The sequence below is a fragment of the Pseudobacteriovorax antillogorgiicola genome (assembly GCF_900177345.1).
GTDB classification, from domain to species: Bacteria; Bdellovibrionota_B; Oligoflexia; order Oligoflexales; family Oligoflexaceae; genus Pseudobacteriovorax; species Pseudobacteriovorax antillogorgiicola.
In genome coordinates this window covers 1-16,693 of sequence record NZ_FWZT01000046.1, presented here as the reverse complement: position 1 = coordinate 16,693, position 16,693 = coordinate 1, and the positions used below count along the sequence as shown (strand labels likewise).

The following is a 16,693-nucleotide window of genomic DNA, read 5'->3' as shown; positions in this document are numbered from 1 at the left end:
AAGAAGGAGTTTTTGGAAAGAGACTGCCCATGAGTGATATCAGGGCCTATCTTAATTTTTGTCTTGATTTGTGACACCCTTGCTCGGACAGGACAAGAGCCCCCTTTGTTTTCTAAAACAACATTCCGTTACATTAGAGAATTTTTTCTCCAAGAACCCAAATAGGGGTATGACGACGATTCTGGACAAATCCTAGCATAAGTGGCTTAAGTAGCTGAAAATATTGAATTACAATCTCGTGCTTCAGATGCTCGCCTTATATAAAGTCATGAAATAATAGATAGTTACGATAAGGAGCAGAGTGCAAAAACATGGTATTGAGTGTTAATTTGCACTCACCATTACCCTAATCGATTTTACGAGCAATATAAAAACCGTAGCTGTAGTAGTCCTTAAACTTATCGTACATATCAAATTCAGCTTTTTCCTGCGCAACGATTGAATCAACTCGGCTGTTACCCTCGTTGCGGCTCGCGAATGCCTCCAACTGGTTTTTGAGCGGTAGGTAGTAATGATCAAGCCAATCAGAATGCGGCAAGTAAAAGTATCCGATAGGGCTGTAGCCCTCAGCCTCAAGGATTTTCATTTTTGATGAGGCTGTACCTATTTCTGGGTAGGCATCTTTCCAATAGTCTTCTATTTCTTTGGGTCTTGCACCTGTGATCCATGTGATCTCGGAAACCGCCAAAGTTCCCCCTGGACGGAGAAAGCGGCGCCACCTGCGAACGCCATTTTCAAATCCTATGTTGTAGATGGCTCCCTCGGACCAGAGGACATCGAAGCTAGAGTCGTCAAATGGCAAGTCTTCCATATTTGCCACTAATGATTTGATACTATCTTGCACCTCACTGTCCTGAGCCTTTTGTTTAAGTTTCTCAATAAAAGGTGCCGCAAAGTCCACTGACGTAAGTGTAGCTCCCAGCTGTTGCGCTAGGTACAGTGATGAAGATCCTGTACCGCAACCTATATCTGCAATAGCGAGCTGACCACCGGCCTTCAGTCCAGCTAAGTCTATAGCTCGTTGGGTAGACTCCGGCCCACCTGGACCCTGCCGTTCCTGACCACAATGTAAATCAACGAGTAGTCTGATATATGCTTCATCCATGCTTTTTTCCTTTTGATATTCCTAAAACGACACCTAAGCAGTCGGCATGTTGTTCGGATACGACTGTTTTCTTTGGGACTTCATATGGTAGAAGAAAGATCGCCTGCTAATACCCAGTGATTTACAGATTTCAGTCGATGACTTGTCTGAGTTTTCATAGAGGACTGCGGCTTGTTCAAGCTTCAGAGGGTCAGAGAACAATTGCAGAAATAAAATAGCTTGTTTGCAAAGTTTGAAGATAAAAATACTGCATTCTCAGATTGTTTTATGAGACCTACCATATCGTATTTCTACAGTAATTCACTAGCGGCTAATCGAACATGTTCTAAATTCAACATCGAAAACAAACCAAGAGGATCTCCATGCCGATAAAGCATTTACACATTATAATATCTTTACAGAAATAACAGATCATTCGTCATCGTATCGGCTTCCAAGCCGCGTTTTTCAAATATACCTACTATTCTGGACCGATCGTCGTGTGAGGTGACTCCCATTCTCAAAAGTCTTCTATAAGACTGTCCAAGACTTTTCGAACCTCCTCTTGAACTCCCCTGTCGTGTACAAAAGACGGGTGATTCTTCACTTTGCCGCTCGAAATAAACAGGCCAGTTTCCTTTTCTTCCAAGGCGCGATGGACACCAGCCACGAGTTTACCTGCCTGCTTTTCTGCATCGCCGAAAAGAAGCGGAACAAGCAGCCTGACCAACCATGGCATACCTCGGTTCTTGCTCGTCATCTGCGTTTTTGTTGCGCCAGGATCAACCGAATATATGTAAATACCGTCAGCAACAAGTTCATCCTTTAAAAAGCAGGACATCAGATTCAGCACCGCCTTCGTCTTTGCATAAGCATCCATAAGGCCACCAATCGTGTCAGGGTTGACAAGCTTGGTCGCGTCAAGAGTCTTCACATTATTGACTGCCGATGATGAGAAATTGACGACAAAAGCCGCCGTTTCTGTACCGGCAGCATTCTTTAGCTTTGGCCTTAGGGCTTGGATCAGCATATAGGGAGCCACCGCGTTCAAGACAAAATGCCCCTCAATTCCTTGTGGACTCTCAATACGCTTATCAGTCAGTAAACCTGCAATATTATACAATGCTGTGATTTGGTGATGAGCCTCACCAATCTCTCGAGCAACCTTTTGAATATCCTTAAGGTCCATAAGATTCGTGAAGAAATTCTCAAACATCCTCTTCGGGAACTCCGCTCGCAATGATTCCAGCTGCTCTCCAGCCTGCTCTCTCCCACGGTTGAGAAGGATGAGATCCCAACCATCACGAGCAAGAATCTTGGCAATTTCTCTTCCCAACCCACCTGTTGAGCCTGTTAAGAGAGCTTTCTTTGTCATAATACTTTCCTTTTAGATAAAATTTCTCAGTTTGAGCTCGTTTGAAACTTTGCAAACTGTTTTGCCATGAGAGTATCCTCCCAAGTTGAACATACATTGGCCCCTACAAAAGATTGACGGCTTTTGACAAGCTCCCAGTAGCGTCGTACATTTTCAGAAAACAGCCCTAGGCCCTTAATGAAATGGATTCTTGCGCAGTAGGCAGTCGCAACGACATCGGCTAAAGAATAGGTTTCGCCCATGAGAAGCGGTCGGCCATCGGCGAGCTGTTGGTCCATCTGGTCAAGTAATTCGCTCATCTTGCTGTCCAACACATTCAAATCTTGCGACATTGCCCAAGAGAGGAGATCAAACTGATCGAGTTTAGCGAGTTTTTGCTCGGCATGCTGGCGAAGATATTCATGCTGCATTAAGGCTTTCAACTTTGCTATGGTGATCTCTCGCTTGCCACGCTTTATAAACTGCTGCATTGTAGGCCCTCTCGTCGCAAGATTACCGAAAGTGAAGGCTCCGATGAGTCCAAAACGCTCGTAAAAATTGTCGATAAAGCTGTCAATCGAGTCACGATGTTCCTTTGGGTACAGTCCCGCCTCGGGGTGTCTTTCTTGTAAAAACATTAAAATGTCTCGGCTATCTCCCACGACTTTTTTATTGTAAACTAAGACTGGCACGGTCATGGTTGGTTGTATCTTCACAAACCAAGGATCGTAGTTTTCCATTTCATATTCGATATCAATATTGACATGCTCAACTCCTCTTAGTCCCTGCTCATAAACTGCAAGCCTGCAAATCTGTGAACAAATCGAAATGTCTGCAGTGTATGCGGTTACTTTCGGCACCATAAATAGATGACTCCTTAACGCTCGCGATGATTGTGTTCAAGATAGATCGTTTTCGGCACCTCGGTTATTACGAGAGTCCAAAATAGTCATTAATCGTAAGGGTCGATTGGGTTGGTTCCTGCCCTTAATTCGTCTGTATCGGTGACACCATCAGCATCAGAGTCAGCTTTATAGGGGAACGTACCTGAAGCAATTTCCTCTTTATTCGTAATACCATCACCATCGATATCATCATCTTTTCTATCTTCGATGCCATCTCGATCGGTATCGGCCCACTTAGAGCGATCTCTTGGAAAACCATCGAAAGCGTCATCAACACCATCTAAATCACTGTCAACTGCTAAGGGAACCTCATAACCCACCCACTCTGATGATATGTCGAAGGTTCCACCGACACTCATCTTTGCAAACCATTGATCACCCAATTCGGTCATATGATAAGGTCTTTGCTCACTTGGCAGCCCAAGATGAACACCAGGTTTCCAGCCAAGTGGTCCTAGTGTTCTTAGCGTAAAAGACATACTAAGCTGATCGGTAACTGTCATTTGTGCTTGCATAACCGTTGCCAGCCAACTGTAGCAGATCATCGATGCCATCAATTCTTGAATCTCTCGGTCTGAGTAGTGTCGCCGCAAATGCTCCACATGCGCTGCTGTTACACGTGGAGGCAGAGATCCTGAATCTCGTGCGAAACGAAAGGCTGCTTTCTCCGCCTCAGTAAACAAGCTTGAGCGCTCAAAATCCACGAGAGCTTGAATCCGTTTTATAAGCTTTGGAACGGCCTTCGATGGGAGTTGATCATACGGATAATCATCCTCAACGGCATCAAAAACGCCAAAAGCGCCATGCGCTTGGCAATGTACGCAGCCGCTTGCCAACTGAAACACTAAGAAAAGCTCCCATTTCGTTGAGATATCAAGCGCACGATCTGAACCAGAAAAAAACTGATCCATGGCAATCGTTCCTAATGAGCTACGTCTTGTCCACTCCGTATCAAAGCGTTGCCGATCGCTCGGAGGATATTTTGTTTTCGCTACCTTTGCTGGTCGAAAATACTTATAATCGTAAGCCTTCACATTAAATGCAGGCGTCCCCTTCGGTGGCATATTCGCCTTATCTGCCTCAGGACCCTTCCACCGCAGGTAGTCTTCCGGGTAAAAATCGAATGGATTTTCGATTCCATCCCTATCTCCGTCGAGAGTCACTTTTGAAATGTTGTACCCAGTTAGATAGTTCACCCAATCGGTCTTGAATTGGGGGTTAGGAGCGTTTAAGTCTTCCGGCTCCCAATCCGCCATCAGTTCCGCTTTAGCTTTTTTTAGCGCATCACCGACAAAGAGGGCCTGACGCTGCTCTTTAGCGTTCGATGGTGCATTGCGCCCCGGGCTCCATCCCACACTTGCCAAGTTCTCCTTTGCCCAGTCAACCGTCTTTTTATCGGTGGGGATTGGTAGAATGAGATCATGTTTTGCTACGGCAACATTCACTGCAACAAGCTCAAAGAGCTCGGCAATCTGTCTGTCAATATATCGCATTCGCAAAGCCGCGTGGGTATCGGCAGTAACTTTAGAAGGCGTCACAATTGCCTGATCTACCAACTCAAATGCGGTTCTTAGTCGTGTATCTATAATGGATTCTGGGTAGTCCTTCGACCAAACAGCCTTTATCTCCTTTAAAGAAACACCCATAAGTGACAGTTGACGTGCAGCTCTCGCTTGGTGGTGACGGCTACCCATTTTTACCATCTGATAGAGGGTGATCTTCCATTTCGTTGCTGCGTCAAACATTCCGTCGGCGTGAATCATGAGATCAGCGGTTAAGAGCCCATCGTAAAAATCTCGTAGATTACTCACGTCGATTCTGTGCCGATCGTAGTAGGGCAGTTTCACATCTGCTGGAGGTGGTTTCGGGATAGTTTGAGCACGAGCGGCGTGACTGGCGAAGTGGACCAAAATCAAACCAGTAGTGACAATCGAAAATCTTAGAAAGGCTTTCATTGCCGACCTCCCTTAAAAAGCTTGACAAACATCCCGTTCGGATTAGGGGCTAGTTTTGGCACGTTCTGTATAACATCCCAATGTTCAACAATTTTCCCATCAGGACCAAACAAATACATATCAACCGCAGCCATACCAAGATCACCTTTTGCGCCGTGATCCAAGTTCCGAAAGTTGACATGCGCCATCGCCCAATCACCGACCACAATGATCTTGTGAACATCGATCTTGGCTGGATATTGGGCAGCGGATGTTGAAAACAACATCGCTAAGGGTTGGGGACCATCGGGCAAAAACCAACTGTGTTGAATGTAATCGTCTGAAACGTATTTTCTAACGTTCGCAATGGTGGGGTTGGATTCTAAGAGCTTATAAAACTCTACAATTTTTTTTGCCCGGGATCTTGCTTTTGCGTCGGGCACAATGATCTCTGTCTTAAAGTCTTTCGGGACCGTATTTTGATGGATTAAACCTTGCTGCTGCGATGTTGTCGGCGGAATGATCCGACCATCTTTGTCGCGAACGTTATCACTCACATCGGCGACTATTGATCCATTACTCAAACTGAATAACAAGAGCATTACAGCGCCTTGCCAATGACATTTCATAGACACCTCAATGAGTTATTCTGATCAAAGGGAGACCAAAAGGTAATTGCAATAGATGACAAAGTCAACTAAATTTAAAGTTGATAATTCTGACTAAATCAATGGCTAGAATCTGTAAACAAATAGTCTCGGAATTGCATCAGCACCTGATGAAAGACGTTCAGGTCGTTTTTATTTAACTGTTTTTCAAATCTTCTTCGAAAAGGTTCCATATTTTTCATAATAGTCTTATAGCACGCGATCCCTTTTTTTGAGGCACTAAGCTCCCAAGACCTACCGTCCACTTCGCTTACGGTACGGGTGATCATTCCCTGACCTTCAAGACGCTTTGTTACTCTTGCCACGATCGATTTATGACGCAGAGTGCGTTCGGCAAGTGCATTAGGGTTGATTCCCTCTACTTCAACGACGCCAATAAGCATGACCACCTCTAAGAATGTAAGGTCATACCCTTCTTCTTTCAGATGTCTTATAACCTTGCGCTCGACTAAGTAGGAAACTTGATCCAAAAGTACGCCGAAGTGCTTTGGTGATCCCGGTGGTTCGTAAGCTGTCATAGATCTTTATCCGATGCAGTTCGTCTAGGTAATATCTAACAAGTTTGCCGCAAAAAATGGCAGTCTATTTATGACTTTACAGCCGGACTAGATGCTAACAGTGGCACAATTGACAAGAGAAAAAGTGCAAGAAAGTAAAGTGACTCAGAAATCACCCCCCAGTGGTGGACAGCAATGGTGCCAACAACCATAACGACATGGCATAAAATAGACCAGCCAAGGCTTAGATACAAAAGAAATAGCTTTTCACCTTTCTGTAGAAAATAGTTCTTATAGAACAGCAGCGAAACGGGGAGAAAAAGCATAATGGAGGTCAGCGTGCCAGGGTTATACTCCCAGCTGGCAACCGCCAATCCTATGTGTGCGATCGCATTTATCAGTACTATGGCTGCCATACACAGCGCTGGAAACACACTATAATGCATCGCAACCAACGCTCCCCCTCCGACTAACCAAACGAGAGTCGTATTGATGACAAAAATACCTTCATGAGAAAGGAGATTGTCGCTTGAGTCAGTTATGCCCTTTAATAATTCGTTCATCGAAGCGCTAAAGGCATATCGATTGCCATAGATATCTATCCAATGCTCTTCAATCTGATGAAAAATGTAGCTAATGAGAAGCATCCCAGTCCAAAAATACAAACTACGAAACCTTGGTTTGTGAGAACTATCCTTCCAAGCGATCAAAAATAGAAATGGTATTAGATAGAATCCTAGCTTCATCCAATGTTCTACCAGGAAATCTATCTGCCCCATAGGTAGCCACAAAGAACCAAAAAACAGGATGAGTGCTAAACACTCAGAGAATCGCTCTCGATACATCACATATAAAATGTTCCCAAACCCAGGAAGAGCGAAGTCAGCGTCTGTTTTCAGTTTTTTCATATGAGCATAACCAATCTCTTTGTAGCTATCGAAAACTTTTTTTACATCCGTTTTGGTCATACCTGTAGCATCAGCGATATCCTGGATAAGCTCTGCTTGTGTCATAGAATTCTCTCCATTGACAAAATGTTGTTGGAGATACGATTCTAGATGTAGAAACCTACCCGTCGCAATGAGATATTGAGCTTTTAATATCATTTGTGTCCGTCCCTGACTATTAATATTTCAGGGCGCACCTCGCCACGACCAGGTGAATTCCTAGCCTAGATTCTATTCAATTTTCAAAGATCATGGAGAAAGTGCTGTCATTTCATAAATATGAGCACCATCATCTAAAGTTTCGTCAGGATCATCGAAGTAGATCTTTCCCTCAAGTCCTAGCTTTTTGACCAGCAGCTCTCTAGGGTACTCTTGTTCAACATGTTCATCTTTAGACGAAATTTTGAGTCGTGAGGCATCGGCCTTCCAACTCCATGGCAGCAAGGCATCAATATCCGAAGCAGGGTGCCCATTTGCGAGCCTGACAAGAATATCAGCCAGATAGTCCTGAGGGTTGATACCATGAAGCTCGCAGGTCATGATGAGGTTGTAAAAACCAGCCATCGCCTCTCCACCAAGATCTGACATCACAAAAAGATAGTTCTTGAGACCAAGCTTTACATCTCTGAATATGGATTCGACACGGTTGTTATCAACCTCAATCCCGCCATCGCGCAGGAACAGGGTGATCTCTTTCCAGCGCTCCAGGGTATATGAAATGGCTTTACCAAGAGCAGATCTTGGCGGAGGGTTTAGGTTCTCTAGGAAGGCCCTGAAGTCTGCCATGTGTTTTGCAGATTTTTTCTGACGAAGAGCCAGCCGATCTTCTGGGCTTAGTCCCTCAGCCTTAGCTTCCTTCTCAACCTTATAGACCTCGACCATGAAGTCGATTGCCCTATCAGATTCTTCTGAAAAGGATGAAAATGATCTAAAGAACTTCTGTAAACAATGAGCTAAGCAATTGCCATGGACTCCATCAATACTTTTTTCAGAATAGATACCAAGGCCGTCAGTCATGACGGTGCCGCCTTCACCGATAAAATCCTTAGCTAGAGCCTGATTTCTTTTTTCCGTTAGTTCAAATACTACAGCAAGTTCGGTGTGCAGACACCACAGGTAGTATCTTTTACTCTTTCCCTTTTTTACGCGACATATGGGTGTCTCGTCGCAGTACTTATACTTCTGCTCACGAGCAATTTGGCGAAGTCTTTTTACTACAGGCTCAAGCTCCTTCCAGGCGTTATTTACAAGATCGTTAAGAACGTTGCGATTAACGTAGATTCCCGCATCCAAAAACTGTTTTTGCTGACGGTAGACGGAAAGATGGAATTTGAATTTTGAAACGATGAGCTGACTGATAAATTCTGACGTATATATTCGTTGTTCAAGAACCCTTTCGGGTCTAGGCATTTCAAAATCAACTTCCCCACATGAGCACCGACCTCTGTGAAGGAGGTATTCCCGATCTAGGACTCCCATTTTGATAAGATCGATCTCTGAAGCTTTATGACCATAGCCTATGTCCTTGACATCACCATGGCAGGCACTGCACTTTAGGCCCTTTGGAACTCTTCGCCTTACAGTTTGCTTCTTAGCTGAGCCCTTAGGCATGTTTTTTTTAGGAGATTTAGCATCCTCAACCCTTTTCTTAGCTTCTTTTTCAGATTTTTTAGGGTCTTCGTCCTGATCCTTTTCGTCTGCTACTTCAGAGTCAGGATCTTCCTTGTTCTTATTCTTCCCAAATAGCTCAGTAGTGAGGTAGCTGATTCTTTCTTCTTTGACAGCTAGTTCTTCAAATAGCTCATCAATCTTGGAAAGTAGAATGCGAGAGATCTTGATCCCTTGAATTTGGTCCTCAGGGATCGTTTCAATCAAGGCCTCAAAGGGCGCAAGCTCAGATTTTATTTCCGAGAACTTCATCGCATTCTACTCTCAATAATTCTAGCGGCATAGTCATGAAATTTAGTAGTTAATTCAAGTCTTTATTTGAAACTGGCTTCCAAGCCTTGCCCCTCTTTATCTTCGAAGCATCAACTCCTTCCAAAAGAAGAGCAGCATCAGTGCCTCTTAGCGTAGGAAACTCTTCATTCTCATCCGTTTTTGGTAGTTTATACTTACCCTGTTCAAGCCTTTTCCAGATCATGACTGAACCAGTTCCGTCAAAATAGATAAGCTTCGCTTTGGTCATGGATCTATTGAAGAATAGAAATACCGAGCCATTATAAGGATCTTTACCTGCCATTTTCTTGCATAGATTTGCTAGGCCATCAAAGCCATAGCGAAAGTCCACTGGCTTGCGGCACATATATAGCTTAGTGCTATGACCTAGTGTTAGCATGATGAAGCTCCCATTCCTCTCATGATATCTGTGAGGGTAGCAGCAAGCTTTCCACTAGGTACACTGATCTCCATAGCGATGATTTTTACGTTGATATCATCCCCTGCTACCTGGAGTGGTACTGTGTTGTCATCACTCTCAATTTGGATCAGGTCTTTTTCAGAAACCTTTGGAGCGAAGGTCTTGGCCCAAGATTTGATGGAAGCCACTGAAACCCCAAGTTCGTTAGCAAGAGTTTTATGGGAGTGATCTTCGATGAGTTGGGCGGCAGCTTTTCTAAGTTTCGTGGGATAGATGACTCTCTTACCTTTGGCCCTGCTGCGGGAAGCTTCAAATTTGGGGGCGAGGGATTCTAGTTCGATCTTCATAAAGGCTCCGTGTTTTTAAGTTCACGGATATCTAATCACGATGGAATCAAGCGGTCATCTCACGCGATTCTGGGCGGGCACTGTTGTTTGCAAGCAATACAATCAATTTGATCACTCTCATTCAGAGATACTGAGTTGTTCACAACTTCTTTGCTCGGCTGAGTAAGTACTTCAGTAGTTTCAACTGCTTTCTTTGCTTCCTGCCATTCTTCAATGGACGAATAACCTTCTTCCTGAAGCCACGTCTTTGTTGGCCAGAATGTAGGTTTATCCACCTTCTGGCTACTCCAGTCGTTGTTGTCAAGTATCGTCTTGACTTCTTTAGCCAACAGTCTTTGAAAGTATGACTCATCCTCATAGGTGACATCCGATGCAGCCAACCAGAAGTCAGCACAGTCAGTACTTCGAGGTTATTTGCTAGGGGGAGACCAAATGGTTTCAATCAGTAAAAACTTGCTCAATGATTTGTTCAGCCTGCTTTGGTAAATGAGTTTCTATCTCTTCCTCAGTATAATGTCTCAACACAAGGTCATTTTTTACATTCTCGAAATCAAGCTCTACATTACTATCATCAGCTAATTTGCTGACACAGCTTTCAATAAATTCACATTGATCACTGTGCTGAAGTTTCATTTCCTGCCATACTTCAGATAAATCAAAGTGCGTTCCTTGAGTGACTAATCCATCGATTAGCTCCCCAATGTCGGCTAGATCCTTTTTCCTCCAATCAGATGCAGCATAGTATGCTCGAGCCTTCTGGCCGATCATTCCAAGAGGGTTGGGGGCAAGAAGCGATCCGTTTTCATTAAGTTTCACTGGATTATTGAGTCCACTTAAAACACTTTCAAATTGCCACTCTGGGCCTACTCCCATTTTTTCTCTTACCGTTTCTTCTTCAATATCTCCTGCTGGATGAATAAGTAGATCGACGTAGGTTATTGTTCCAGGCATTTTCTTAGGAGAATGAAATCTAAAGGGATAGTCGGGATCTTCGTCTTGCAGGTACCCCACTTCGAGCAGCTTAGATTTAATACTGTAATAGTTGTTAAAATCTTGATAGACCCCTATACTTATATCGATGTCGCCCGTACTGGTTCTAGGTTCTGGTATCCAACCCAGTTCGTGGTAAAGATAGTATACTGACTTTCCAATAATCAAGATCTCACTGCCTTGAGATAGTATGACTTCACGCAGCTGAGGCATGGCCAGCTCTACATCTTGCAACCATTTTTCTACCTTTTCAAAGTCTGCTTCCATGTAAAACCTTCCATAGTAAGTCTACTTGTAATTCTTGATGTCTAGAATCTCCAAATCCAAGATCCCATATTACTCTAAAGATATTTAGGCTTCCAAAAAGCTCCTGATATCTGGACGATGGTTCATCTAGCTTCGTTATAATAGCCTCTTTCAGAAAATCCTTCGCGGGTGAACAGATAGCGATTGCTCCATCGTTATGTTTCTGAGAAGGTATAAGCCTATATCTTTTTTTGAAACTTTTTAGTTCTTTAGAGTCTACCCATAAGGAATAAGTATTATCTCTGAGATAACCCATTTTTTTTAGCTGCTCAGAAGGAGCGTAGTTTATCTTCCCCGGTCCTTCCTGGATTTCTTCAATAATTTTTGGCCAAATCGAGTCTATATCTGAATTAACCGGGTGGTAGTATTTTTTGAGCTTAAAATAAGGGGTCATACTCTGCCTTGTTCGACTGTATCTGAACTTTTTTGCAAATTCGGAAGGTTCAAGCGTGGCTATCTTGGATTTAAGATCATAGAGGCTCTTTACACCAAGGCTTGACATGATCGAGCTAAATTTTGGTTGGGACAGACCAATCTTGCTACTCAACTTATAAGCAGTAAACATGTTCAGAGTTTCATCGTCTAGGCGAAATAGACAGTCTAGTATAGCTAAGGCATTTGGGCTAACAAGAGTTGTTGGAGATATGTCTACAGCTAGCTTCTCTTGATTCGAGTGGGGTCTTTTTTTGAACCCATCTATAGGCTGACGTTTAACCCACTCAAATCGAGTCTGAATGGATATATGTCCCTCTAGCGTTATGTAGCTGATTCCGCATTTATCTAGATCTTGCCTCTCGGCTTCGCTGAGTCTATTTACCAGAACTCCAGATGGGGCCATCCCATATTTCAAGCTCAACCTTAGAATATCCTGCAGATCTTTTCCGTCAGTCAAAGTGAACTTGACATTCAACAGATACAAGCTGTTTCTGTCACTTTTGACGCTTTGATTCTCAAAGGTTGGGATCGACCTCAATAGCTTAGTATATGGTTCCAGGTTTGATCTATTATTTGGCAATTCTCGAAAACTCATTATCTAGATAAATAGTCTTATCTAACTCATTAATCTTAAATATATTAATATATTATGATTTTATTAGGATAAATGTCATATCCTTTTATCTAGATAATGTTACTTTCTTTGTTCCTTTTTGTAAACGGAAAAAGGCCGGCCCCACTTTGAGCTAGAGAGGTTAATCTTCTTTCTGGGAGAAAAATATTAGAGGAGCAACAAAGTCCTTATTTCAATAAAAACAGGGTAATAGGAGATGTTTAGAGAAAGGGCTAAATATGGTGAGATAAAATGGCGTTAACCTATGGCTTTGAAAAAAACCACAAGCAGGACTATCCAAAACGACAGCTCTCGTCTGAGCCTGATACCAAAAGTCCATAACCAAGGTATAGGAGTTCGTTTTGGTTCAGTATCTATGGCAGCTTTATCGGGAAGCAAAGCAGCTTGCCCACGGTATAGTGCTTTTGCTTTTTCTTGCTACTCTTCCTTTATTGTCTCTATTTGGCCAAAGACAAAGGTTAATGTTACCGATAGAGTAGCTGAAGGACCGCAAAAGGTATAAGCCTCGCTGGGAATTCGAAGAAGAGGTTATCAAGGTAGCCAGTAAAAAATTCAACACCTACTTCTTATTTAAGAGTTCTTTTTCAGTAGATAGCATTCTGATCGATGTTGAAGCTCTCAGTTAATTGCCTAGCTGAATCGTTTATTTTGCCGGTGCTGAAATGATCGAGTTTCTGACTTGTCTCGAACGTGGTCGCTATTTCTTAGCTAGCGAACTGAAAATGGCGCGTAAGTCGCTGCTAAGTCTTCACATTGTCTAGGATGGCTAAATATCCTGCTTGGTCTCAGACTTGCATCCAAGGCCCATGGAAACCATGGACTCTAGATGGAGATTGTAGTTTGAGACTGGCGCTTGCACTGAAAAATTATGAGGTTGTTGTTCTTGTATGTCTGACGTTTGGAAGCTCTGCTTGCAAGCAGCTTGATGTGCAGATGCCTCTTCGGCAGAAGACAGACACATCGGATTCCTCTGATAAACCTTCATCAAAGAATGATCGACCAGACCCTGCGCAACCCAAGGACCAAAGCCCGGATCCTGAACAAAATCAAGAAAAGCCGTCATCAAACCCAGGCAATGTGGAGCCAGAGCCCCCAAAAACCTTTCGAGCTTCGACTTTCAATGTGGACTATCGCAATAAAAACTTCGAGCAGATTTCTGATGTTATAAACAGCGTAAGAGCAGACCAACCTTACATTGTTGGTACCCAAGAAAACCAGGAACCAGAAGCCATAGCTGGAACTAGCAGCTTGGGGCTTACAAAACTAGGCAAGGGTGTGGGAGACAATTCACTTTATTATTCAAGTGACTTTAAGCTTGTGAATCAGGGGCAAGTCGATATTGATCGGGATGGTCATGCTGAGCGAAGCTTGGTTTGGAGTGTTTATGTGATTGGCGAAAAGCAGGTTGTGGTATTCAATACTCACTTACCTCATGGAGCTATTTCTGATGTTCCTTCAGAAAGCCCGGCGCCTGCGGATGCTCATGCTAAAACTGCTCAGATGCTCCTAAATATCTGGCAGAGTGAATTTGCTGGTAGCGCAGCAGTTGTTCTCTGTGACTGCAATACAGGAAAAGTCGCAGGGCAATCATTCACCGAGGCGCTCACTCAAGGCACCTCGTTTCAGCTTGCTCAAGAAAGTGGCTTGGATCGGGTGTTCTTTACTAAAGATGCGTTGATAGAGGTTAATTCTGGTGTGGGAGGGTTCGCCACTGAAGAGTATCACCGAGTGACGTGGGCTGAGTTTTCGTTTAAGAATTGACTCCTAAACGGCCCCTAGAAGGGGCCATTTCACTATCGAAGCTCAGCGAAAAAGTCATTACCCTTATCATCACAGATGATAAAGGCCGGGAAGTTTTCTACCTCAATTTTACGAATCGCTTCCATGCCTAGCTCTTCAAAGTCAACCACTTCTACTTTCTTGATATTCTCCTTAGCTAAAATAGCCGCCGGTCCACCGATGGAACCAAGGTAGAAGCCACCATGCTTCTGGCATGCATCTGTCACCTGTTGCGACCTGTTGCCCTTGGCAAGCATGATCATCGAGCCACCGTGGGATTGGAAAAGGTCGACATAAGGGTCCATGCGTCCCGCAGTGGTGGGGCCGAAGCTTCCAGAAGGCATTCCTTCAGGGGTTTTTGCTGGACCAGCGTAGTAAACAGGGTGGTTTTTAAAGTAGTCTGGCATAGGTTTGCCAGCGTCCAACATCTCTTTGATTTTAGCGTGAGCCATGTCACGAGCCACGATCAAAGTCCCCTTCAAGTTCAATCGCGTTTTAATAGGGTACTTTGAAAGCTCTTCCAAAACATCTGCCATTGGCCGATTTAAGTCGATATCAATCGGCTTCTCAAGGTGAGGTTCGGTTTTGGGTAGGAGCCTCGCAGGATTTCGCTCTAACTTTTCTACAAACAATCCATCGGCTGTGATCTTGGCTTTGATGTTCCGGTCAGCACTGCAACTGACGCCAAGCCCCACAGGGCAGGAAGCTGCGTGCCGGGGGAGTCGAATCACCTTTACATCGTGAGTGAAGTACTTACCACCGAACTGGGCACCTATCTGGCTCTCTTGGCAGATCTCTTGAATCTTTGCTTCCCACTCTAGATCGCGGAAGGCGCGACCACCCATATTACCTTCAGTGGGGAGGTGATCTAAGTTTCCAGCGGATGCTTCTTTTACAGCTTTCAGATTCGCCTCAGCTGAGGTTCCGCCGATAACAAATGCCAAGTGATAGGGTGGGCAGGCCGCTGTACCAATAGATTTAATCTTTTCGCGGACAAACTTGGTGAGGCTTTCCTCATTGAGTAGAGATTTAGTTTGCTGATATAAATAAGTCTTGTTGGCTGAACCCCCACCCTTGGCCAGGAATAAAAACTTATACTCATCCCCAGGAGTGGCGTAGATATCGATCTGTGCAGGAAGATTGGTACCAGTATTTTTTTCTTCGAACATACTGATAGGCACAACCTGGGAGTATCGCAAGTTACGTTCTTGGTAAGTTTTATAGATTCCGCGAGATAGGTATTCCGCATCGTTCACACCTGTCCAAACTCGTTGGCCTTTTTTAGCCATGACGATAGCGGTTCCTGTGTCTTGGCATGTAGGTAAGACACCCTCTGCTGCAGTTACCGAGTTCTGGAGCAGGGTGCGAGCCACAAATCGGTCGTTATCTGAGGCTTCAGGATCGTCAAGAATCTTAGCTACCTTTTCTAGGTGGGCCGTCCGTAGATAGAACGAAACATCCTTCATCGCCTCTCGGGCCAAAACTTCTAGAGCTTCCGGTGCGACTTTGAGGACTGATTGCCCCTGAAACTCTTCCTCGGAAACGAAGTCCGTAGTGAGAAGGCGATATTCAGTGGGATCGTTTTGAATGGGAAAGGGGGCTTGGTAGCTAAATTCTGACATAGGAAATCCTTCTTCTGAGGTCGAGTGTAACTGCTTCGGCGATTGAGTATAAAGACCAGATTGAAACTGGTCAATCCGAGGGTGCTGGGATAATGTAGCTTCAAAGATGGTGTTTTAATTTACCTTGTAAGAGAACGTACTAGTATTTGCCTGACCGAAGCGTAATGACGTGTTCGTGGTCCCACAGGTCCTTATAAGATCCTAGAATAATTAAAGAGGGTTAATGTGTAGAGTGAAGTCCCTCAAAGTGCAGGTTGACGCTCGTATAGTTGACAAGTTTGCCATGGTAATGATCCATTCTACGACGAAGCTAACATCCAGATTGAATCTTTCTACTGTACCTCTAGCCCTATTTAAGCACTTCCTACTCCTGCTAACAGTAACGAGTGCTAGTCCTACTTCAGCACTTATGGATGAGGCTGCACATGGTAAATCTTCCAAATCTGGAATTCCCCAAAAAATGCGGACAAATGTTTACTGAACAGCGCAGTTTATTTCAAATTGCATGGGGCTAAGATAGCCTAATGCTGAATGTTTTCTCTTCCGGTTATACCACACTTCAATATAATCAAAAACGATCGCTTTCAACTCACTTTCATTCCTATATTTACGACGATAGAGCCATTCTTTCTTAAACCCACCGAACCAAGATTCTACATACGAGTTGTCATAGCAGTTCCCGCGACGAGACATACTTGGTAAGACGCTGTTAGAGGAACAGAAGGAGCGATAGGCTTCGCTATGTGCCAGGGGAGTGTGAGACAAATCTGCCGATAGATTAGTATAATGTTTGCGCGGTAGTGAAAGGTCTCAAAATGACAAAGAATCAAGA

At 44.0% G+C, this 16,693-nt stretch carries 16 protein-coding genes; 1 reads left to right on the top strand and 15 read right to left on the bottom strand.

The window, feature by feature from the left end:
- Positions 1 to 346: 346 nt before the first annotated feature.
- The 13 genes from B9N89_RS30505 to B9N89_RS30445 all read right to left on the bottom strand — a co-directional run bounded on the left by B9N89_RS30505 (position 347) and on the right by B9N89_RS30445 (position 12,283).
- Positions 347 to 1,105 (bottom strand): class I SAM-dependent methyltransferase, encoded by a 759-nt coding sequence (locus B9N89_RS30505; protein WP_132326312.1) that lies wholly within the window; start codon positions 1,103 to 1,105, stop codon positions 347 to 349.
- Between the two features lie 499 nt (positions 1,106 to 1,604).
- Positions 1,605 to 2,459, bottom strand: a complete 855-nt coding sequence (locus tag B9N89_RS30500; protein WP_132326314.1) for an SDR family NAD(P)-dependent oxidoreductase — start codon at positions 2,457 to 2,459, stop codon at positions 1,605 to 1,607.
- Positions 2,460 to 2,485: 26 nt separating this feature from the next.
- Entirely contained in the window at positions 2,486 to 3,301 is an 816-nt protein-coding gene (locus B9N89_RS30495; protein ID WP_132326316.1) for a glutathione S-transferase family protein, read from the bottom strand.
- A gap of 89 nt (positions 3,302 to 3,390) precedes the next feature.
- Positions 3,391 to 5,298, bottom strand: coding sequence for a hypothetical protein (locus tag B9N89_RS30490; protein WP_132326318.1), 1,908 nt, complete (start codon positions 5,296 to 5,298; stop codon positions 3,391 to 3,393).
- Positions 5,295 to 5,906 (bottom strand): nuclear transport factor 2 family protein, encoded by a 612-nt coding sequence (locus B9N89_RS30485; protein WP_132326320.1) that lies wholly within the window; start codon positions 5,904 to 5,906, stop codon positions 5,295 to 5,297. The genes B9N89_RS30490 and B9N89_RS30485 overlap by 4 nt, the downstream gene beginning before the upstream one ends.
- Before the next feature lie 98 nt (positions 5,907 to 6,004).
- A complete protein-coding gene (locus B9N89_RS30480) occupies positions 6,005 to 6,463 on the bottom strand; it encodes a MarR family winged helix-turn-helix transcriptional regulator (protein ID WP_132326322.1) in 459 nt (152 codons plus the stop codon).
- A gap of 68 nt (positions 6,464 to 6,531) precedes the next feature.
- Positions 6,532 to 7,455, bottom strand: coding sequence for an HXXEE domain-containing protein (locus tag B9N89_RS30475; RefSeq protein ID WP_159455753.1), 924 nt, complete (start codon positions 7,453 to 7,455; stop codon positions 6,532 to 6,534).
- Between the two features lie 183 nt (positions 7,456 to 7,638).
- Positions 7,639 to 9,309, bottom strand: a complete 1,671-nt coding sequence (gene tnpC / locus B9N89_RS30470) for an IS66 family transposase (protein ID WP_132326326.1) — start codon at positions 9,307 to 9,309, stop codon at positions 7,639 to 7,641.
- A gap of 49 nt (positions 9,310 to 9,358) precedes the next feature.
- A complete protein-coding gene (tnpB, locus tag B9N89_RS30465; RefSeq protein ID WP_132326328.1) occupies positions 9,359 to 9,727 on the bottom strand; it encodes an IS66 family insertion sequence element accessory protein TnpB in 369 nt (122 codons plus the stop codon).
- Entirely contained in the window at positions 9,721 to 10,095 is a 375-nt protein-coding gene (locus B9N89_RS30460) for a helix-turn-helix domain-containing protein (protein WP_132326330.1), read from the bottom strand. Before B9N89_RS30460 ends, tnpB begins: the two co-directional genes overlap by 7 nt.
- 59 nt (positions 10,096 to 10,154) lie before the next feature.
- Positions 10,155 to 10,475, bottom strand: a complete 321-nt coding sequence (locus tag B9N89_RS30455) for a hypothetical protein (RefSeq protein ID WP_132326332.1) — start codon at positions 10,473 to 10,475, stop codon at positions 10,155 to 10,157.
- Positions 10,476 to 10,533: 58 nt separating this feature from the next.
- On the bottom strand, positions 10,534 to 11,352 hold the full coding sequence (locus tag B9N89_RS30450; protein ID WP_132326334.1) for a hypothetical protein: 819 nt from the start codon (positions 11,350 to 11,352) through the stop codon (positions 10,534 to 10,536).
- Positions 11,336 to 12,283, bottom strand: a complete 948-nt coding sequence (locus tag B9N89_RS30445; protein ID WP_143478311.1) for a hypothetical protein — start codon at positions 12,281 to 12,283, stop codon at positions 11,336 to 11,338. The genes B9N89_RS30450 and B9N89_RS30445 overlap by 17 nt, the downstream gene beginning before the upstream one ends.
- A gap of 1,017 nt (positions 12,284 to 13,300) precedes the next feature.
- Here B9N89_RS30445 and B9N89_RS30440 point away from each other — a divergent pair.
- Positions 13,301 to 14,221: an endonuclease/exonuclease/phosphatase family protein gene (locus B9N89_RS30440; RefSeq protein WP_132326338.1), complete on the top strand. Its 921-nt coding sequence runs from the start codon at positions 13,301 to 13,303 to the stop codon at positions 14,219 to 14,221.
- A gap of 32 nt (positions 14,222 to 14,253) precedes the next feature.
- On the opposite strand, the gene B9N89_RS30435 is transcribed toward B9N89_RS30440, so the two are convergent.
- Both B9N89_RS30435 and B9N89_RS32540 read right to left on the bottom strand, forming a co-directional pair.
- A complete protein-coding gene (locus B9N89_RS30435; RefSeq protein ID WP_132326340.1) occupies positions 14,254 to 15,861 on the bottom strand; it encodes a fumarate hydratase in 1,608 nt (535 codons plus the stop codon).
- Positions 15,862 to 16,335: 474 nt separating this feature from the next.
- The gene (locus tag B9N89_RS32540) at positions 16,336 to 16,554 is read right to left on the bottom strand and encodes an integrase core domain-containing protein (protein ID WP_412535461.1); all 219 of its coding nucleotides are present in this window, start codon (positions 16,552 to 16,554) and stop codon (positions 16,336 to 16,338) included.
- Between the last annotated feature and the right edge of the window lie 139 nt (positions 16,555 to 16,693).